The 17,860-nt window shown below is 68.8% G+C and carries 18 protein-coding genes; 11 read left to right on the plus strand and 7 right to left on the minus strand.

The features are described 5' to 3' along the window. Nucleotides 1-302: 302 nt before the first annotated feature. The 5 genes from sdhC (at nt 303) to ACIBB8_RS11540 (ending at nt 4,458) form a co-directional block, all read left to right on the plus strand. Nucleotides 303-683, plus strand: coding sequence for a succinate dehydrogenase, cytochrome b556 subunit (gene sdhC / locus ACIBB8_RS11520; RefSeq protein WP_345515112.1), 381 nt, complete (start codon nt 303-305; stop codon nt 681-683). A gap of 5 nt (nt 684-688) precedes the next feature. Continuing rightward, nucleotides 689-1,162, plus strand: a complete 474-nt coding sequence (locus ACIBB8_RS11525; protein WP_327244726.1) for a succinate dehydrogenase hydrophobic membrane anchor subunit — start codon at nt 689-691, stop codon at nt 1,160-1,162. A gap of 29 nt (nt 1,163-1,191) precedes the next feature. Then, nucleotides 1,192-2,946, plus strand: a complete 1,755-nt coding sequence (gene sdhA, locus ACIBB8_RS11530; RefSeq protein WP_398950903.1) for a succinate dehydrogenase flavoprotein subunit — start codon at nt 1,192-1,194, stop codon at nt 2,944-2,946. Beyond that, nucleotides 2,946-3,704, plus strand: a complete 759-nt coding sequence (locus tag ACIBB8_RS11535) for a succinate dehydrogenase iron-sulfur subunit (protein WP_398950905.1) — start codon at nt 2,946-2,948, stop codon at nt 3,702-3,704. The genes sdhA and ACIBB8_RS11535 overlap by 1 nt, the downstream gene beginning before the upstream one ends. A 178-nt stretch (nt 3,705-3,882) precedes the next feature. Beyond that, nucleotides 3,883-4,458 carry a hypothetical protein gene (locus tag ACIBB8_RS11540; protein WP_398950907.1) on the plus strand — a complete coding sequence of 192 codons (576 nt, stop codon included), beginning with the start codon at nt 3,883-3,885 and terminating at the stop codon, nt 4,456-4,458. Nucleotides 4,459-4,647: 189 nt separating this feature from the next. On the opposite strand, the gene ACIBB8_RS11545 is transcribed toward ACIBB8_RS11540, so the two are convergent. After that, a complete protein-coding gene (locus ACIBB8_RS11545) occupies nt 4,648-5,151 on the minus strand; it encodes a MarR family winged helix-turn-helix transcriptional regulator (protein ID WP_398950909.1) in 504 nt (167 codons plus the stop codon). 88 nt (nt 5,152-5,239) lie between these two features. On the opposite strand from ACIBB8_RS11545, the gene ACIBB8_RS11550 reads away from it, so the two are divergent. Both ACIBB8_RS11550 and ACIBB8_RS11555 read left to right on the plus strand, forming a co-directional pair. After that, nucleotides 5,240-6,478, plus strand: a complete 1,239-nt coding sequence (locus tag ACIBB8_RS11550; RefSeq protein WP_398950911.1) for an MFS transporter — start codon at nt 5,240-5,242, stop codon at nt 6,476-6,478. Nucleotides 6,479-6,596: 118 nt separating this feature from the next. Next, on the plus strand, nt 6,597-7,337 hold the full coding sequence (locus ACIBB8_RS11555; RefSeq protein WP_398950913.1) for a TetR family transcriptional regulator: 741 nt from the start codon (nt 6,597-6,599) through the stop codon (nt 7,335-7,337). A gap of 129 nt (nt 7,338-7,466) precedes the next feature. On the opposite strand, the gene ACIBB8_RS11560 is transcribed toward ACIBB8_RS11555, so the two are convergent. The 3 genes from ACIBB8_RS11560 to ACIBB8_RS11570 form a co-directional block, all read right to left on the minus strand. Continuing rightward, the gene (locus ACIBB8_RS11560; RefSeq protein WP_398950915.1) at nt 7,467-9,020 is read right to left on the minus strand and encodes an ABC transporter substrate-binding protein; all 1,554 of its coding nucleotides are present in this window, start codon (nt 9,018-9,020) and stop codon (nt 7,467-7,469) included. Nucleotides 9,021-9,229: 209 nt separating this feature from the next. After that, the gene (locus ACIBB8_RS11565; protein ID WP_398951200.1) at nt 9,230-10,522 is read right to left on the minus strand and encodes a metallophosphoesterase; all 1,293 of its coding nucleotides are present in this window, start codon (nt 10,520-10,522) and stop codon (nt 9,230-9,232) included. 97 nt (nt 10,523-10,619) lie between these two features. Continuing rightward, on the minus strand, nt 10,620-10,865 hold the full coding sequence (locus ACIBB8_RS11570; protein ID WP_037688258.1) for an SCO4848 family membrane protein: 246 nt from the start codon (nt 10,863-10,865) through the stop codon (nt 10,620-10,622). On the opposite strand from ACIBB8_RS11570, the gene ACIBB8_RS11575 reads away from it, so the two are divergent. Further along, nucleotides 10,804-12,249, plus strand: coding sequence for a D-alanyl-D-alanine carboxypeptidase (locus tag ACIBB8_RS11575; RefSeq protein ID WP_398950917.1), 1,446 nt, complete (start codon nt 10,804-10,806; stop codon nt 12,247-12,249). The genes ACIBB8_RS11570 and ACIBB8_RS11575 overlap by 62 nt on opposite strands. Here the strand turns inward: ACIBB8_RS11575 and ACIBB8_RS11580 are convergent. Further along, complete coding sequence (locus ACIBB8_RS11580) at nt 12,197-13,126, minus strand: YihY/virulence factor BrkB family protein (RefSeq protein WP_398950919.1); 930 nt, start codon at nt 13,124-13,126, stop codon at nt 12,197-12,199. The two genes, ACIBB8_RS11575 and ACIBB8_RS11580, sit on opposite strands and share 53 nt — an antisense overlap. Before the next feature lie 281 nt (nt 13,127-13,407). Between ACIBB8_RS11580 and ACIBB8_RS11585 the strand changes: the two genes are divergently transcribed. From ACIBB8_RS11585 to ACIBB8_RS11595, 3 genes are all read left to right on the plus strand, one after another. After that, nucleotides 13,408-13,587, plus strand: a complete 180-nt coding sequence (locus ACIBB8_RS11585) for a hypothetical protein (RefSeq protein WP_398950921.1) — start codon at nt 13,408-13,410, stop codon at nt 13,585-13,587. A gap of 106 nt (nt 13,588-13,693) precedes the next feature. Next, nucleotides 13,694-15,043 (plus strand): FAD-binding protein, encoded by a 1,350-nt coding sequence (locus ACIBB8_RS11590; RefSeq protein WP_398950923.1) that lies wholly within the window; start codon nt 13,694-13,696, stop codon nt 15,041-15,043. Between the two features lie 52 nt (nt 15,044-15,095). After that, nucleotides 15,096-15,851 (plus strand): decaprenylphospho-beta-D-erythro-pentofuranosid-2-ulose 2-reductase, encoded by a 756-nt coding sequence (locus tag ACIBB8_RS11595; RefSeq protein WP_398950925.1) that lies wholly within the window; start codon nt 15,096-15,098, stop codon nt 15,849-15,851. A gap of 227 nt (nt 15,852-16,078) precedes the next feature. Here ACIBB8_RS11595 and ACIBB8_RS11600 read toward each other — a convergent pair whose 3' ends face one another. Continuing rightward, a complete protein-coding gene (locus ACIBB8_RS11600) occupies nt 16,079-16,669 on the minus strand; it encodes a 2'-5' RNA ligase family protein (RefSeq protein WP_398950927.1) in 591 nt (196 codons plus the stop codon). 151 nt (nt 16,670-16,820) lie between these two features. Then, the gene (gene trpS / locus ACIBB8_RS11605) at nt 16,821-17,834 is read right to left on the minus strand and encodes a tryptophan--tRNA ligase (protein WP_398950929.1); all 1,014 of its coding nucleotides are present in this window, start codon (nt 17,832-17,834) and stop codon (nt 16,821-16,823) included. Nucleotides 17,835-17,860 lie beyond the last annotated feature (26 nt).

Here is a 17,860-nt window from a genome sequence, read left to right on the forward strand (position 1 = left end):
CGGGCGGCGTCTGGTGCGTGCGATCGCAAGGCGGAGGGTCGCCCCGATACAGGTCGTATCGGGGCGAGCCCGACAACGCAGCGAGCGTGCGTGCCAGACGCCGCCCGGCAGGCGGGACTTTCGAAACACGCCCTAGCCCGTCCGAGCCTGTTTCATTGCCACTTTGATCACACCAGAGGCCCCGGCGCGAGCGAACCGACAAACCGTCGCTACGATGGCCGGGGCCGGTGGACCGTACCCGGCCGGGTCAGACCGACAGTCAAGCCGGCCGACCCCAATCCCCGCTCCCGGAGGGTTCTTCCGTGCCGGCTGGAACGCTGTACCGCGGCCGGGAAGGCATGTGGTCCTGGGTGGCTCATCGAGTCACCGGTGTCCTCATTTTCTTCTTCCTGTTCGTACACGTCCTGGACACCGCTCTCGTCCGCGTCTCCCCCGAGGCCTACGACAACGTCGTGGCCACGTACAAGACCTGGCCTGTCGCGCTCCTCGAATACGGCCTGGTGGCCGCGATTCTCTTCCACGCGCTGAACGGTCTCCGTATCGTCGCCGTGGACTTCTGGGCCAAGGGCCCGCGCTACCAGAAGCAGATGCTCTGGTCCGCCATGGGCATCTGGATCGTGCTGATGGTCGGGGCCCTGTACCCCGTCCTCGGCCACGCCGTACGCGCAGTCTTCGGGAGCTGAGGCCAATGTCCACCGAGTCCTCCGCAATCGGCGCCGTCGAAGGCGTCAGCCTCTACGACGTCGACCACCCGGCCCCGGTCATCGAGCCCCCGCGCAAGCGGACGGGCAAGACCCCCAAGGGTTCGCGCACCAACTTCGAGATGTACGCCTGGCTCTTCATGCGCCTGTCGGGCATCGTGCTCGTCGTCCTGGTCATCGGCCACCTGCTGATCCAGCTCGTGCTGGACGGCGGTGTCTCCAAGATCGGCTTCGCCTTCGTGGCGGGCCGCTGGGCCTCGCCGTTCTGGCAGGTCTGGGACCTGGCGATGCTGTGGCTGGCCATGCTGCACGGCGCCAACGGCCTCCGTACGGTCATCAACGACTACGCCGAACGGGACAACACCCGCTTCTGGCTGAAGATGCTCCTGTACACCGCCACGGTGTTCACCGTCCTGCTGGGCACGCTGGTGATCTTCACCTTCGACCCGAACATCCGCTAGGCGCCGGGCCAGAGGGACCAGAGGAAATCATGCAGATCCACAAGTACGACACCGTCATCGTCGGCGCAGGCGGCGCCGGCATGCGCGCGGCCATCGAGTCGACGAAGCGCAGCCGTACCGCCGTGCTCACGAAGCTGTACCCGACCCGCTCCCACACGGGCGCCGCGCAGGGCGGCATGGCCGCCGCGCTCGCCAACGTGGAAGAGGACAACTGGGAGTGGCACACCTTCGACACGATCAAGGGCGGCGACTACCTGGTCGACCAGGACGCCGCCGAGATCCTGGCGAAGGAGGCCATCGACTCCGTTCTCGACCTGGAGAAGATGGGCCTGCCCTTCAACCGCACGCCCGAGGGCAAGATCGACCAGCGTCGCTTCGGCGGCCACAGCCGTAACCACGGCGAGGCCCCGGTCCGCCGGTCCTGCTACGCCTCGGACCGCACCGGCCACATGATCCTCCAGACGCTGTACCAGAACTGCGTCAAGGAGGGTGTGGAGTTCTTCAACGAGTTCTACGTCCTGGACCTGCTGCTGCAGGAGGTCGACGGCGTCAAGAAGTCCGCGGGCGTCGTCGCGTACGAGCTGGCGACCGGCGAGATCCACGTCTTCCAGGCGAAGGCGATCATCTTCGCCTCCGGCGGCACCGGCAAGTTCTTCAAGGTGACGTCGAACGCCCACACCCTGACCGGTGACGGCCAGGCCGCCGCGTACCGCCGCGGTCTGCCGCTGGAGGACATGGAGTTCTTCCAGTTCCACCCGACGGGCATCTGGCGCATGGGCATCCTGCTGACGGAGGGCGCCCGTGGTGAGGGCGGCATCCTCCGCAACAAGGACGGCGAGCGCTTCATGGAGAAGTACGCGCCCGTCATGAAGGACCTCGCGTCCCGTGACGTCGTGTCCCGCTCCATCTACACGGAGATCCGTGAGGGCCGCGGCTGCGGTCCCGAGGGCGACCACGTCTACCTCGACCTCACGCACCTGCCGCCGGAGCAGCTGGACGCGAAGCTCCCGGACATCACCGAGTTCGCGCGTACGTACCTCGGCATCGAGCCCTACACGGACCCGATCCCGATCCAGCCGACCGCGCACTACGCCATGGGCGGCATCCCGACCAACGTCGAGGGCGAGGTGCTGGCCGACAACACCACCGTCGTCCCGGGCCTGTACGCCGCCGGCGAGGTCGCGTGTGTCTCCGTGCACGGCGCCAACCGCCTGGGGACCAACTCGCTGCTCGACATCAACGTCTTCGGACGCCGGTCGGGCATCGCCGCCGCCGAGTACGCGGCGAAGAACGACTACGTCGAGCTTCCCGAGAACCCGGCACAGCTGGTCATCGACCAGGTCGAGCGGCTGCGCAACTCGACGGGCACCGAGCGGGTCGCGACGCTCCGTCTGGAGCTGCAGGAGTGCATGGACGCCAATGTGATGGTGTTCCGTACCGAGCAGACCATCAAGACGGCCGTCGACAAGATCGCCGAGCTGCGCAAGCGCTACCTGAACGTGTCCATCCAGGACAAGGGCAAGCGGTTCAACACGGACCTCCTGGAGGCCATCGAGCTGGGCAACCTGCTCGACCTGGCCGAGGTCATGGCGACCTCCGCGCTGGCCCGCAAGGAGTCCCGCGGCGGTCACTACCGCGAGGACTACCCGAACCGCGACGACGTCAACTTCATGCGCCACACCATGGCGTACCGCGAGGTCGCCGACGACGGCACCGAGTCGATCCGACTCGACTACAAGCCGGTCGTCCAGACCCGCTACCAGCCGATGGAGCGTAAGTACTGATGGCTACCCCGACTCTGGACAAGGTGGAGGCGGAGTCCACCGTCTCCCCGTACATCACGGCCACTTTCCGGATCCGCCGCTTCAACCCCGAGGTCTCCGACGAGGCCACGTGGCAGGACTTCCAGATCGAGATCGACCCGAAGGAGCGCGTTCTCGACGCCCTTCACAAGATCAAGTGGGACACCGACGGCACGCTGACGTTCCGCCGTTCCTGCGCCCACGGCATCTGCGGCTCCGACGCGATGCGGATCAACGGCAAGAACAGGCTCGCCTGCAAGACGCTGATCAAGGACATCAACCCGGAGAAGCCGATCCTGATCGAGGCCATAAAGGGCCTCACGGTCCTCAAGGACCTCGTGGTCGACATGGACCCGTTCTTCCAGGCGTACCGCGACGTCATGCCGTTCCTCATCACCAAGGGGAACGAGCCGACGCGTGAGCGTCTGCAGTCCGCCGAGGACCGCGAGCGGTTCGACGACACCACCAAGTGCATCCTGTGCGCCGCGTGCACCTCGTCGTGCCCGGTGTTCTGGAACGACGGCCAGTACTTCGGCCCGGCGGCGATCGTCAACGCGCACCGCTTCATCTTCGACTCGCGTGACGAGGGCGGCGAGCAGCGCCTGGAGATCCTCAACGACCGTGACGGTGTGTGGCGTTGCCGCACCACCTTCAACTGCACGGACGCGTGCCCGCGTGGCATCGAGGTCACCAAGGCGATCCAGGAAGTGAAGCGCGCGCTGATCACGCGTCGCTTCTGACCCTTCGGGTAAGCCAGTTGCACAGAAGGCCCCGTTTTCCGCAGGAACGCTGCGGGAGGCGGGGCCTTCTGCTGCGCTGCGCGGATCCGTTCGGTACGGTCGTGCGGAGCCGGAGACCGGTTCACCGCCCGGGGCAGCAACGCGCGGGGCGCACAGGTTTGATCGAGAGCGGGGAACGTTGAGCGATCCGAATCCGTACGCGGACGACTCATACAAGTGGGGACCGCCCCAGCAGCCGGGCAATCCGCCCACCGTCGCGGATGGTCAGGGATACGGCTACCCGCAGCACCTGCCCGACGCCGCGGCCCAGCAGGGCCCGGCCTACGGCTATCCGGCCGTGAATCCGCCGGCCCAGCCGCCCCTGCCCGGTTACGGGTTCCCGCCGCAGCAGGGCCCGGGGGCCGGCGGCGGGGCGCCGATGCTGTCGCTCGGGGACATCACCGTCATGAACGACTCGATCGTGACGCCATCCGGCACGCTGCCGCTCAAGGGCGCGGTGTGGACGGCCACCGACATGTCGCGCACCGAGGAGAAGATCCCGACGGTCGCGATCGTGCTGGCGATCATCTTCGCGCTGCTCTGCCTGGTCGGGCTGCTCTTCCTCCTGATGAAGGAGAAGAAGACGACCGGGTTCATCCAGGTCTCGGTGACCAGCGGCGGCCGGCACCACTCGACGATGATCCAGGCGACCGGCCCGGAGACGTTCCAGATGGTGATGGCCCAGGTCAACACCGCGCGCTCGATGAGCATCTGACGCATCGCAGACGAACGAGCGGACGGGGCGGGGCAGGCTCTGCCCCGTCGCGCCGTCCGGCACGCCCGCTCGCCGCGTTGACCCAAAGCCCTGGTGGCTCTACAAGGCTTCCGGCCGCCTTGCGATCGCACGCACCAGACGCCGCAAGGCCCGCCCTACGGGCGGACGACGCCACTTTCGAAAGACGTCCTAGCCGGCTCCGTCGCGGTCCTCCGCGACAACCATGATGCGGCGCAGCATGTCGTTGAGCAGGATGCGTTCGTCCTTGTCGAGTACGCCGAGGAGCCGGTACTCCTCGTGGCCGAGGAAGTCCATCGCGCCGAGCCAGGTCGAGCGGCCCTCCTCGGCGAGTTCCACGTCGACCCGTCGCCGGTCCGTGCTGGAGGGCGTACGGCGAATGAATCCGCGCCGTTCGAGCGCGTCCAGCCTGCCGGTGACGGAGGCGGGGGCAAGGTCGAGGTCGGCGGCGAGTTCGGAGGGGGCCGCCTTCCCGCCGCGTCCGGCGAGCTTGTGGAGCGTCTCGAACTCCTGGCGGTCCAGGTCGAAGTCGACCAGGGACTGTTCACGCACCCGTCGCAGGTGGACCGAGAGCCTCTTCATGCGCGTCACCGCACCCTCGACATCGGGATCGAGGTCGGGAAGCACGGGCTTCCACCGCTCGACATGTCCGTCGGTCCAGTCGCGTGGCTCCATGAGGAAAGGGTACGCCCGGCGTACGCATGCGCTTCGGCGCCAGATATTTCGTTGACGAATACTTCGTTACCGAAATAGATTTCCTCGCATGCCGCACCCCTTGCGCACGCGTGCCTTCCGCCTGCTCTTCATCGGGCGCACCCTCTCCCTCCTCGGCGACGCCGCCATCCCCGCCGCCCTCTCCCTCGCCGTCTACCTGGCCACCGGCTCGACCGCCGCCCTCGCCCTGGTGCTGGCGTGTGCGATGGTGCCCAAGCTGCTCCTGCTGCCGCTCGGCGGCGTCATGGGCGACCGCTTCAACGCCCGCACGGTGGCCCTCACCACCGATCTCGTACGGTGCGCCGCCCAGCTCTTCGTCGGCGTGGAGTTGCTCGGCGGTGAACCGCGGCTCTGGCAGATCGCGGTCGCCGAGGCGATCGGGGGCGCGGCCGGCGCCTTCGCGATGCCGACCGTGTCACCGCTGATCTGCGGCACGGTGGAAGCCTCGGGTCTGCTGCGCGCCAACTCCCTGATGGCGGTCGCCACCAGCGCGACCCGGCTCGGCGGCCCGGCCGTCGCCGGAACGCTGATCCTCACCGCGGGCCCCGGCTGGGCGTTCGTGCTGGACAGTGCGAGCTTCGCGGTGAGCGCCGCACTCCTGTCCGCCATCAAGATCCGGCAAGTGCCGATACCGCGCCGCTCGATGCTCGCCGACCTCAAGGAGGGCTGGGGCGAGGTCCGCGGCCGCGACTGGTACTGGACGAGCCTGATCGCCCACTCCGTGTGGAACGGTGCGGCGGCTGTCCTGATGACCCTGGGGCCGGCACTCGCCATCGAGGACATGGGCGGCAAGAGCACCTGGATCGCCCTGCTCCAGACCGGCGCGGTCGGCCTCCTCCTCGGCTCGCTGCTGGCCGGGCACGCCCGCCCGCGCCGCCCGGTTCTGGCCGCCAACCTGGGCCTCGCCACGTACGCACTCCCCCTCGGCCTCCTCGCGGCCGGCGCCCCCGCCCCGCTGACCATCGCCGGGTACGGCATCGCGCTGGCGGGACTCGGCTTCCTCGGCCCGGTCTGGGAGACCTCGGTCCAGTCCGCGGTACCTGCCCACGCGCTGGCCCGCGTGACCTCGTACGACTGGCTGCTCTCCCTCGGCGCGATGCCACTCGGCTACGCCCTGGCCCCGGTCGCCGCTACGGCCTGGGGTCCCGAAGTCCCGCTCGCCGTCGCCGCCGTGGCGGTCGGTGCGGCCTGTCTGGCGACGGCGGCGGTACCGGGCGTACGACGCTTCAGAGGCCCTGCGGCCGCGGCCGGGGCGGCCAGTGACAAGCGCCCCGGAGTACCCGCTTGAACATGTTCACATAGAGGTCCAGTCGTGGCGTACGTGACGGCGGCGCCCGCGGTCCCGGGGACGGAGCATGCCGGATCCCCGGCACGGAGGACCAGGGCCGACAGCTACGCTCGGGGCTGTGGTGAAGGAAGCGAAGGACGCGAAGGAAGCCAAGGCTCCCAAGAGCGAGCAGACCCGGACACTCATTCTCGAAACGGCGCTCCGGCTCTTCGAGGAACGCGGCTACGACAAGACGACGATGCGGGCCATCGCGCAGGAGGCCGGGGTCTCCGTCGGCAACGCCTACTACTACTTCACGGGGAAAGACGCTCTCGTCCAGAGCTTCTACGACCGGCTCGCCGCAGAGCACGAGGCGGCGGTGAAGCCGGTCCTGGAAGGCGACAAGGACCTGGCCGTGCGGATCCGCGGGGTACTGCTCAGCTGGCTCGACGTGGCCGGGCCGTACCACCGCTTCGCCGCCCAGTTCTTCAAGAACGCCGCCGATCCGGAAAGCCCGCTCTCCCCGTTCTCCGAGGAGTCGGTCGCGGCCCGGGAGGCGGCGATCTCCATTCATGAACGGTGCCTGCGCGGCTCCAGCACCAAGACCGACCCCGAAATGACCGACGTACTGCCGCAGTTGATGTGGCTGATACAGATGGGTCTGGTGCTCTTCTGGGTGTACGACCGGACGGAGGGCGCCGAGCGCAGCCGCCGCCTCGTCGAGCGCACCGCACCGATCGCTGCCCGGGCGATCACGCTCTCCCGGTTCCGGGTGCTGCGACCGCTCGTACGGCAGATCCACGGCGTACTGGCGGACTTCCTGCCCGGGTCGGTGAAACAGCAGCCGGCCCCCGAGCGGCCGGGCCGGCAAAAGGCGTAACGGCCGGGTGCGCGATAGAGAGCCCGCTCGCTATCGCGCACCAGGCCGTAAGGGCCGGGGCCGGCCGAAGACCTCGCACACGCTGTGCGGCAGCCTCCGGCCGTCCCCGGCCCTTTACGCAAACGCGCCCTAGATCCAGTTGAGTTCCCACAGCCGCCAGATGCCCGTGCCGTCCGCCAGGTACTGCGAGCCGGAGACATCGGTCTTGCTGAGGACGTAGTCCTTCTTCTGCCACAGCGGCACGAGCGGCACATCCTCGCCGACCAGCGCCTGGAGCTCCTTGAAGTCCGCCGCGGTACGGCTCCGGTCGCTGTACTGCCGCGTGGCCGAAATCAGGTCGTCCATCTTCTTGCTGGTGTAGCCGTTGTGAAGGCTGTTGTCGCTGCCGACGAGCGGCTGGCTGAAGGTGTCGGGGTCCGGGTAGTCGGGCAGCCATCCGACGGTGTACGCGTCGTACTTGCCGGCCGCGTAACGCTTCTGGAAGTCCTGCCAGTCCACGGCTTTGACCGAGACCTTGAACAGCCCGTCCGCTTCCAGCTGGCGGCGGAGCTCGGCGGTCTCCTTCGTGTACGCGTCGTCGGCGCGGTAGGCGAAGGTGATGTGCAGCGGGGTCTGCACGCCCGCCTCCTGCATCAGCCGCTTGGCGCGCGCCGGGTCGGGCGCCGGGTAGGCGTCGAAGAACGGCGTGCTGTGCCCGATGGAGCCCTGCGGGATCAGCGAGTAGAGCGGTTCGACGGTGCTCTTGTAGACATCTGCCACCAGCGGCCCGCGGTTGATGATGGACGCGATGGCCTGCCGGACCCTCTTGTCGGCGAGCGGGGACCCGGCGCGCACGTTGAAGACCAGGTTGCGGATCTCGGCGCTCTCCGCCTCGGTGATGCGCACGTCGGGGTCGCCGGGGTTCAGCTCGGCGAGCGTGGACGGCGGCAGCTGCCGGTGCGTCACCTGGACCTGTCCGGAATTCCAGGCAGCCAGGAGCTCGTCCGACTGCTTGTAGTAGCGGACGGTGACGGGGACGCCGGTATTCTTCAGCGCGCCCTTGTACCGGGTGTTCGGGGCCAACTCCGCCAGGACGCCGGGTTTGTACGACTTCAGGACGTACGGCCCCGAGCCGTCGACCCTGATTCCGGTGCGGAGCTTGTCCGCCGGGTACTCCTCGCGGTCGACGATCGAACCGGCTCCGGTGGCGAGCTTCTGCGGGAAGGTCGCGTCACGCGAGGAGAGGTTGAAGGTGATCGTGCGGCCCTCGGACACCACGTTCTTGAGGCTGGGGAACAGGACCGACGGACCGACGTCCGTCTTGATCTTGATCATGCGCTCGATGGAGTACTCGACATCGGCAGCGGTCATCTTCCGGCCGCTGGCGAAGGTCAGGTCGTCGCGCAGTTTGCACTGGTACGTCTGGAGCTTCTGGCCGATGAACCCACAGCTCTCGGCGGCGTCCGGTTCCGGGACGATCGCCCCGGGCTTGAACGTCAGGAGGGACTGGTAGAGGTTGCTGTACATCGCCCAGGAACCGGCGTCGTACGCACCGGCCGGATCGAGGGACGTCACCTCGTCCGTCGTCCCGACCATGATCGGGTCACTCTTCACCTCGCCCGAGGGAAGCAACTGCCAGGCGACCACGCCTGCGATGACCAAAACCGCGAGAATCGCGAGAATCCGTAGCCGGATCGACCGCATTGCCGTGCTCTCCCTTAACAGCCCCACTTGGGCAGATGTGCTCAGAAACGCACATCACCGTGCTCACGGTCAGCCAATCACACGATTTTCACATCTGGAAGAGGAAATCTGTATCTCATAGCCCTTTGTTCGACAGTTGAAACCTCGGTTGGGCCCAACGGCCGAAAGCCGTGGAGACGCCGTGCAGTTGAGTCATCCCTTTTATGTCGTTACGCCTGACGGGACGCCAGGTGGATGACGGTGATGTCGGAGGGGGCGCCGACCCGCACGGGCGGACCCCAGGCACCCGCACCCCGAGAGACGTACAACTGAGTGTCACCGTAGCGCTCCAGACCGGCGACCGTGGGGTTGGCCAGTCCGGCGACGTAGTTGCCCGGCCAGAGCTGGCCGCCGTGGGTGTGGCCCGAAAGCTGGAGATCCACGCCGTACGCAACCGCGTCGTCGATGACGACGGGCTGATGTGCAAGGAGGACGGAGGCACGAGTCCGGTCCCGGTCGCCCAGGGCGCGCTCGAAATCGGGGCCCTGCCCCTCGCTCTCACCGGCGACGTCATTGACCCCGGCGAGATCGAAACCGTCGATCTCGACCCGGGCGTTCTCCAGCGGGTGCAGCCCCAATTCCCTTACATGATGGACCCATTGGGCCGCACCGGAGAAATACTCATGGTTGCCGGTGACGAAGAACGCGCCATGGCGGGCCTCCAGCCGGGCGAGCGGTTCGGCGGCCGGACCGAGGTCGGCGACGGAGCCGTCGACGAGGTCCCCGACGACGGCGACCAGATCGGGCTGGGTCCGGTTGATCGTGTCGACGATCCGCTGGGTGTGGGCGCGGCCCAGGATCGGGCCGAGGTGGATGTCGCTGACGACAGCGATCCGGAAGCCGTGCGCGGCGCGGGGCAGTTTGGCGAGCGGGACGGTGACCTGCTTGACGCGCGGACCGCGCAGCACGCCGTAGGTGCCGTAGCCGACGGTGCCGAACCCGGCGGCGGCGGCCGCGCCCCCGACGGCGCGCGCGACGAAGAGGCGGCGGGAGGGGTCGGCGGGGGACGTGACGGAGGCGTCGGCGACAAGGGTGGCAGGGGTTCCGCTCACGGGCGCACGGGCCGGGGAGCTCTCCGCCGCGGGTACTTCGACCTGAGATGAAACGGTTTCGGCCGAATCGTTCTCGGCAGCCGTACCACCGCCCGCCCGGCGTGCGAGGACCCGCCGCAGAACAGGCCGTACCGCCTCGCCCACCAGCAGAGCCAGGGTCAGGTACAGCAGCACCGCCAGCCACAGATAGCCCGGCCAGGCCAGCACCTGCTGCAGCCAGAACGGGGCGCCCGCCCGCCCGGAGACCAGGGCGCCGACGCTCAGCAGCGGCAACAGCCAGACCGCCGCCGTGCCCACCCGGCGCGGTGTGCCGCCCGGGGCCGTCGTGTCGGCGACGAAGCGGCGCCACACGTAGCGGTGCACACCGACGAGCAGCGCGAGGACCGCCAGCGCCACCGCAACGAAGACCACTGCCACGTGATATCCCCCACCCAGGTGCGGTTCTCGGTACGTCCGCGCCTTGTGCGCCGACGCTTCGTACACCTATGTCCGGTCGCCGCCCGGCGGGTTATGAACGTTCGCGGCGCAGCGCCCTGAGTCCGCGGAACCCGATCACACCGACCGCCGTCCCCAGGAGAAAGGACGTGATGGCGAGCAGCAGATGCACCCAGAAGTACGCAGTCGGGTCACCCGCGTCGTCGAAGGCAAGTCCACTGCCGTCTTTCCATAGATTCTTGGCGAAAGTGACCCAAATGACCCAGCTCCACACCCCGAAAGCGAGCAGGAACCAGGAAACGGGGCGGCTGAGCTTCATGGATCCAGTATCGCCGCCACGCTCCGGCCGGAGCGCCCGGGGTGGGCTGTCCCAGCGTCGCGGACGGCCGGTCAGCAGGTCCGCAACACTCGTCACATCATCAGCCTGTACGTTTCCGACCGTGCCCGCTCTGAAAAAGACCGCGCTGACGGTCATCTCCGCCGCTCTGCTGTCCACTCTTGTCATCAGTCCCGCGTCAGCGGTCGACAAGGACACCACCGACGACCCGAAGCCGACCGCCCCCATGTCGAACGTCGGTGGCGCGAAGCTCGGCCGGGTCGGCACCCAGGTCGAACTCGGTCCCGGCGCCCCGGTGCTGCCGAAGGACCTCACCGGGCGGTCCTGGATCGTCGCGGACGCGGAGAGCGGTGAGGTGCTCGCCTCGCACAACTCGCACTGGCGGCTGCCCCCCGCGTCCACCCTGAAGATGCTGTTCGCCGACACGGTCATGGGCTCGCCCGAACTGCAGCCGAAGACCCTGCAGCACAAGGTGACGGACAAGGACCTCGCCGGTGTCGGCGAGGGCAGCAGTCTGGTCGGCGTCAAGGAGCACCTGACCTACACGGTCCACGACCTGTGGCTCGGCGTCTTCCTGCGCTCCGGCAACGACGCGGTACATGTGCTGTCCGCGATGTACGGAGGCGTGCCCAGGACCGTCGCCGCCATGCAGGCGCACGCCGAAGAGCTGCAGGCCCTCGACACGAACGTCGTGTCTCCCGACGGTTACGACGCACCCGAACAGGTCTCCAGCGCGTACGACCTCACCCTGTTCGCCCGCAGCGGGCTGCAGAAGAAGGACTTCCGCGAGTACTGCTCGACGGCCACGGCCGAATTCCCCGGGGAGAAGAAGAAGGGGAAGAAGCGCGGGACCTTCGAGATCCAGAACACCAACCGGCTGCTCACCGGCGCCGGTGGCGTCGAGCCGTACAAGGGCATCGCAGGCGTCAAGAACGGCTACACCACGCATGCGGGCAACACCTTCACAGGCGTCGCCGAGCGCAACGGGAAGGTGCTGCTCGTCACCGTCATGAACCCGTCGTCGAAGGAGCCCCACGCCGTCTACAAGGAGGCCGCGAGCCTGCTCGACTGGGGCTTCGACGCGGCCGGCAAGGTGACCCCGGTCGGCGAACTGGTCCCCCCGAAGTCCGCGCAGACGGGCACCGGGAAGAGCGCGGAACCGACCAACGGCGACAGCGCCGCGGGCACCCCTGGCTCGGAAAGCGACGATGCCGGCAAGCACGGTCCGGCCACCAAGGCCTCCAGCGGAGCCGGGGTCGCACTGGGGATCGTCGGCGGGGTGCTGGTACTGCTGGCCGGCGGCGTGTACCTGGTCAACCGGCGCTGGCCGCTGCCGGACCTGGTGCGCCGCCGTCCTCGCCTCTGACGTCCGCGACGCCCTCCCTGATGTCCTTGCTGCTCCGCGTCGCCGTCCAAGCGGCGCAGAACAGCAGCAGCCTCGCCGTGAAGTTGATCCACAGCAGGAGGGCGATCGGCACACCGAAGGCGCCGTACACGCTCTTCGACGCGACACTCTTCATATAGCCGCCGAGCAGCAGCTTGAGCAGTTCGAAGCCGATCGCACCGATCAACCCCGCTGTCAGCAGCCTGCGCCGCGGCGGCTTCACGCCCGGCAGCAGTGTCAGCAGATAGAGCAACAGCAGGAAGTCGGCCACGGCCGCCACGAGCAGGGCCGCGGTCTGCAGCAGCACTCCGCCCGCGCCACGGTTGGGGATGCCCACCAGACCGGCGGTCCAGCCGACCGCGGTGGAGCCCGCCGTGGAGGCGGCAAGGGTGACGAGCACGGCTCCGCCGAGGCCGATCAGCAGTCCGGCGTCCTTGAGCTTACGGACGATCGGATTGCCCTGATCCACATCGTCCTTCTCCCAGACCGCCCGCAGGCAGTCCCGCATCGCACCGATCCAGCCGACGCCGGTGAAGAGCAGCAGCGCAGCGGCGACCAGCCCGACCGTGCCCGCATTGGCCACCAGATTGCTGATGCCCAGCTGGTCGGAGATGCCCGGCACCTGGTCGGCGATCGTCTTCTCGAGTTTGTGCAGCTGCTCGTCGGAGAGCAGCGCGGCGCCGATCGCCGCGCCGACCGCGATCAGCGGGAAGAGCGCCAGGAAGCTGATGAAGGTGATTGCGGCGGCGAGCCTGGTCCAGTGGACCAGGTCAAGCCGTTCGTACGAGCGCCAGGCGTGCGTCATCATCAGCCGGGCGACGAGTGGCCCGATGACGGGGAGATTCTTCAGCCAGTCCATGACGTGCGCGTACCCTCCTGGGCGCGGAAAACCGGTGTACGGGCCCCGGGCGCGGGCGCCGGGGTGGTGTCGGGCCGGCCCCGTGGGCGACATGGCCGGACGGCAACTGCACCACAGAGCCGCGGGCGTCGACGGCGACCAACACCCGGTACGGCCGAGGCGGAACCCCGCAGGCGGGACCCTCACAGCTCGGCGATCGCCGGTCCGCACGGGGCCATCCACACCAGCCCGACGGCGGCGAGCGCCGGCCTCCCGGCACCACGTCGCCGGGGGCGCCGGGCATGCAGCGGCCGGCGGACACCGCGTACCGCAGCACCGCCAGGACGGACGGGATCACCGGCGGCGGACGCCAGGACGGAAGGCTCCCGTCGGCCGGGCCGCCGCTCTCCGGCGCCACGGACGGGGGCGAGGGCCGCGCCCTGCTGCCGGACGAAGCCGAAGCGGACTCTTCCGACCAGTAAAGGAAGTTGCGCGTCATTAATCAGCAAAATTCCTTCAATCGCCCATTTCGGCGAGTTCTGTAACAAATCCCTCAAAGGTGTTTCTCTGGGCGATACGGTCACCATCATGTCTGCCGACACCGTCTCCCTGACCGGCTGGGGCCGTACCGCCCCGACGACCGCCCTGCGGTTCCGTCCCCGTACGTACGAGGAGGCGGCGGGCGCGGTGCGCGGCTGCGGACCCCGCGGTTCCATCGCGCGCGGTCTGGGCCGGGCGTACGGCGACGCGGCACAGAACGCGGGCGGCTCCGTCCTCGACATGACCGCGCTGAACCGGATCCGCACCATCGACGCCGCCACCGGTCTGGTGGTGTGCGACGCGGGCGTGAGCCTGCACCGGCTGATGGACGTACTGCTGCCGCTCGGCTGGTTCGTGCCGGTGACTCCCGGGACCCGTTACGTCACCGTGGGCGGAGCGATCGGCGCCGACATCCACGGCAGGAACCATCACGTCTCCGGCTCCTTCTCCCGCCACGTACAGGACATGGAGCTGCTGACCGCCGACGGCGGGATCCGTACGGTCCGGCCCGGCACCGCTCTCTTCGACGCGACCGCGGGCGGCATGGGGCTGACCGGGGTGATCCTCTCGGCCACGCTCCGGTTCCAGCCCGTCGCGACGTCACTGATGTCGGTCACCACCGAACGGGCTGTCGATCTGGACGACTTGATGGCCCGGCTCACCGCCTCCGACCACCGCTACCGCTACTCGGCGGCCTGGATCGACCTCCTCGCCCGAGGCAGGGCGACCGGGCGTTCCGTACTCACCCGAGGGGAGCACGCGCCCCTGCATGTGCTCCCGGCGCGCGCCCGGCGCGCACCGCTCGCGTTCCGCCCGGGACAGCTGCCCGTCCCGCCCGCGTTCGTACCGGACGGACTGCTCGGACGCACCTCTGTCGCCCTCTTCAACGAGCTCCGGTACCGCAGAGCCCCCACGTACCGCATCGGCGAACTCCAGAAGCTGTCCACGTTCTTCCACCCGCTGGACGGCGTGCCGCACTGGAACCGGGTGTACGGCCGCAGCGGCTTCGTCCAGTACCAGTTCGTCGTCGGATACGGGCAGGAGGAGGCGCTGCGCCGGATCGTGCGCCGGATCTCGCGGCGGCGCTGCCCATCGTTCCTGGCCGTGCTCAAACGGTTCGGGGACGGCGATCCGGGCTGGCTGTCGTTCCCGATGCCCGGCTGGACGCTCGCCCTCGATCTGCCGGCCACGCTGCCGGACCTGGCCCGCTTCCTCGACGAGCTGGACGAGGAGGTCGCGACGGCCGGTGGCCGCGTCTGCCTGGCGAAGGATTCCCGGCTGCGCCCCGAGACGCTGGCCGCGATGTATCCGCGGCTGCCCGAGTTCCGGGCGCTGCGCGCCGAACTGGACCCGGACGGGGCGTTCCGTTCGGACCTCTCCCGCCGCCTCGGCCTCTGAGCCCGCGCTCTGCCTGCTTGCTCTCCCCGCCACCCCCGCTAGGAGTGTTTCCGTGATGGACGCCTTCGGTGCCCCGCAGTCCCTGCTCGTCCTCGGTGGGACATCGGCGATCGGGCTCGCCACCGCGCGTCGGCTGATCGCCCGCCGCACCCGCACGGTTTGGCTGGCCGGACGCCCCTCCCCCGCCCTGGAATCGGCCGCGGCCGAACTGCGGGAACTGGGTGCCTACGTCCGCACCGTCGCCTTCGATGCCCTCGACTCCGAGTCCCACGAGACCGCTCTCGGCAAGATCTTCACCGAGGGCGACATCGACATGGTGCTGCTCGCGTTCGGCATCCTCGGGGACCAGGGACGCGACGAGGAGGAACCGCTCTCCGCGGTCCGGGTCGCCCAGACCAACTACACCGGCGCTGTCTCCGCCGGACTGGTGTGCGCCGGCGCACTCCAGGCGCAGGGGCATGGATCGCTGGTGGTCCTGTCCTCGGTGGCGGGTGAGCGCGCCCGGCGCGCCGACTTCATCTACGGGTCGAGCAAGGCGGGCCTGGACGCGTTCGCCCAGGGGCTGGGGGACGCACTGCACGGCACGGGGGTGCATGTGATGGTCGTACGCCCCGGCTTCGTACGGTCGAAGATGACGGCGGGGATGCCTGAGGCACCGCTCGCGACGACCCCGGACGCGGTCGCGGAGGCAATCGTGACGGGACTGCGGCGGCGCTCGGAGACGGTGTGGGTGCCGGGGGCACTGCGGGTGGTGATGTCGGCGCTGCGGCACGTGCCGCGGCCGCTCTTCCGGCGCCTGCCGGTCTGAGCGCAGCGCTTACGGCCCGGTGCACGATAGCGAGTGGATCAGCGAGCGGCGTCATGCGGCTTCGAATCCAAGGCGGAGGAGGGAGGCGACGCGGAGCGTCGCTGACCGACGACAACGCCGGAGGGGGCCGCTCCCTGCTCGAGCGAGGCCGAGAGCTTGGGGGAGGAGTCGCGCGACGCCGGGAGCCCACTCCCTGCCGCGGGTCGTGGGGGAGGCCGTAAGGGGCCTCAGGGCTGCAGGGACGGCTCGTCCACGGAGCTGCCGCCCTGCGCGGGCACAGCGGGCGCGCTGCTCTCGGCCCCGAACGGGAACTCGTTGATCTTGCGCCAGACGGCGTCCGGGCCCTGTTCGTACAGCGCGAAGGAAGCGCAGGTCCAGGACGCCTCGTAGTCGGCGAGCTCGTCATACGCCCGGTCCATCGCCTGCTCCGGGATGTCGTGCGCCACGGTCACATGCGGGTGGTACGGGAACTGCAGCTCGCGGGTCAGCGGGCCGGACGCGTCCCGCACCCGCTTCTGCAGCCAGGAGCAGGCAGACGCGCCCTCGACGACCTGGACGAAGACCACCGGCGACAGGGGGCGGAACGTCCCCGTGCCGGACAGCCGCATCGGGAAGGGACGGCCGCCTGTCGCGATCTCGGCGAGATACCGCTCGATCGCGGGCAGGTCGGCCGCCTCCGCCTCGGTCGGCGGGAGAAGCGTGACGTGGGTGGGAATGCCGAATGCGGCAGGGTCCCCGAAGCTCGCGCGCCGCTCCTGGAGCAGGCTGCCGTAGGGCTCCGGGACCGCGATCGAAACGCCGAGCGTAACGGTCCCCACGTCGTTCTCCTCACTCTTCGAAGTCGGTGACCGGCGTGCCGCCGTCACCGCGGTCAGTGGCTGGTTTCAGGCCGTCACCGGGGGGTGGTCTCCTGTCACCAGTGTGCCCAGTGTGCAGCCTGGAGCCGTCATCTCGCCAGGGTCCTCGGACTCAGTGCTTCGCGGGCAGAAAGCCCATCCGGTCATACGTCCGGGCCAGGGTCTCGGCGGCTACCGCCCGGGCCTTCTCCGCCCCCTTGGCCAGGATCGAGTCCAGCGTCTCGGGGTCGCCGAGATATTCCTCGGTACGGGTCCGGAAAGGTGTGACGAACTCGACCATGACCTCTGCGAGGTCGGTCTTCAACGCACCGTAGCCCTTGCCCTCGTACTTCTGTTCCAGATCCGCGATACCCGTGCCGGTGAGGGTGGAGTAGATGGTCAGGAGGTTGCTGACACCTGGCTTGTTCTCGACGTCGTACCGGATGACCGTGTCGGTGTCGGTGACCGCGCTCTTGACCTTCTTGGCCGTGGTCTTGGGCTCGTCGAGCAGGTTGATCAGGCCCTTCGGCGTGGACGCCGACTTGCTCATCTTGATCGACGGGTCCTGCAGGTCGTAGATCTTCGCCGTCTCCTTGAGGATGTACGGCGCCGGGATGGTGAACGTGTCGCCGAACCGGCCGTTGAAACGCTCGGCGAGGTCGCGGGTGAGCTCGATGTGCTGGCGCTGGTCCTCGCCGACCGGGACCTGGTGGGCCTGGTAGAGCAGGATGTCCGCGACCTGGAGGACCGGGTACGTGAAGAGGCCGACGGTCGCCCGATCGGCGCCCTGCTTGGCGGACTTGTCCTTGAACTGCGTCATCCGGGAGGCCTCGCCGAACCCGGTGAGGCAGTTCATGACCCAGCCGAGCTGGGCGTGCTCCGGAACATGGCTCTGGACGAAGAGCGTGCAGCGCTCGGGGTCGAGACCGGCGGCCAGCAACTGGGCGGCGGCAAGCCGGGTGTTCGCACGCAGCTCCACGGGATCCTGCGGAACGGTGATCGCGTGCAGGTCCACCACCATGTAGAAGGCGTCGTGGGACTCCTGCAGCGCCACCCACTGGCGGACCGCACCGAGGTAGTTGCCGAGGTGGAACGAGCCTGCGGTGGGCTGGATTCCGGAGAGCACGCGGGGGCGTTCAGAGGCCATAGGACTCATTGTCTCAGGTACGGAAC

The sequence above is a fragment of the Streptomyces sp. NPDC051286 genome (genome assembly GCF_044455345.1).
Classification (GTDB): Bacteria; Actinomycetota; Actinomycetes; order Streptomycetales; family Streptomycetaceae; genus Streptomyces.

What these genes read in the sequence shown, in the direction of transcription:
- ACIBB8_RS11525 (WP_327244726.1), top strand. Translation starts at nt 689, where the DNA reads ATGTCCACCGAGTCCTCCGCAATCGGCGCCGTCGAAGGCGTCAGCCTC.
- sdhA (WP_398950903.1), top strand. Translation starts at nt 1,192, where the DNA reads ATGCAGATCCACAAGTACGACACCGTCATCGTCGGCGCAGGCGGCGCC.
- ACIBB8_RS11535 (WP_398950905.1), top strand. Translation starts at nt 2,946, where the DNA reads ATGGCTACCCCGACTCTGGACAAGGTGGAGGCGGAGTCCACCGTCTCC.
- ACIBB8_RS11545 (WP_398950909.1), bottom strand. Translation starts at nt 5,151, where the DNA reads ATGGAGCCACGCGACTGGACCGACGGACATGTCGAGCGGTGGAAGCCC.
- ACIBB8_RS11550 (WP_398950911.1), top strand. Translation starts at nt 5,240, where the DNA reads ATGCCGCACCCCTTGCGCACGCGTGCCTTCCGCCTGCTCTTCATCGGG.
- ACIBB8_RS11560 (WP_398950915.1), bottom strand. Translation starts at nt 9,020, where the DNA reads ATGCGGTCGATCCGGCTACGGATTCTCGCGATTCTCGCGGTTTTGGTC.
- ACIBB8_RS11575 (WP_398950917.1), top strand. Translation starts at nt 10,804, where the DNA reads ATGACCCAGCTCCACACCCCGAAAGCGAGCAGGAACCAGGAAACGGGG.
- ACIBB8_RS11570 (WP_037688258.1), bottom strand. Translation starts at nt 10,865, where the DNA reads ATGAAGCTCAGCCGCCCCGTTTCCTGGTTCCTGCTCGCTTTCGGGGTG.
- ACIBB8_RS11580 (WP_398950919.1), bottom strand. Translation starts at nt 13,126, where the DNA reads ATGGACTGGCTGAAGAATCTCCCCGTCATCGGGCCACTCGTCGCCCGG.
- ACIBB8_RS11585 (WP_398950921.1), top strand. Translation starts at nt 13,408, where the DNA reads ATGCAGCGGCCGGCGGACACCGCGTACCGCAGCACCGCCAGGACGGAC.
- ACIBB8_RS11590 (WP_398950923.1), top strand. Translation starts at nt 13,694, where the DNA reads ATGTCTGCCGACACCGTCTCCCTGACCGGCTGGGGCCGTACCGCCCCG.
- trpS (WP_398950929.1), bottom strand. Translation starts at nt 17,834, where the DNA reads ATGGCCTCTGAACGCCCCCGCGTGCTCTCCGGAATCCAGCCCACCGCA.